The 256-nt window shown below is 59.8% G+C and carries 1 protein-coding gene; it reads left to right on the top strand.

The genetic code is table 11. The annotated features are described in order from the left end of the window. Nucleotides 1-65 precede the first annotated feature (65 nt). Nucleotides 66-256, top strand: a 191-nt coding sequence (locus tag SB772_RS43140; RefSeq protein WP_410838915.1) for a DUF6527 family protein, incomplete at its 3' end; no start/stop codon positions are given.

Here is a 256-nt window from a genome sequence, read left to right as displayed (position 1 = left end):
CTGGAACGCGAGCACCACTGTACGTACACCACCGATGGCAACCTATTGCTTAACGGGGATCAGGCATGACGCGCATCACCACGCTCGAGCATCGCTTCGTACGCAACGTGCCGAGGGAACTCGTCCCCGGCATCTTGTATGTGTCGATGGACTACGCGACGGTAGTGCATAGCTGTTGCTGCGGCTGCGGCGAACAGGTGGTGACGCCGTTATCTCCGACCGACTGGAAGATGACCTACGACGGCGCATCGGTCTC

Source organism: Paraburkholderia sp. SIMBA_030 (assembly GCF_046535245.1).
Classification (GTDB): domain Bacteria; phylum Pseudomonadota; class Gammaproteobacteria; order Burkholderiales; family Burkholderiaceae; genus Paraburkholderia.
Note: the sequence above shows the minus strand (reverse complement) of the source record. Positions and strands in the feature narration are given on the sequence as shown.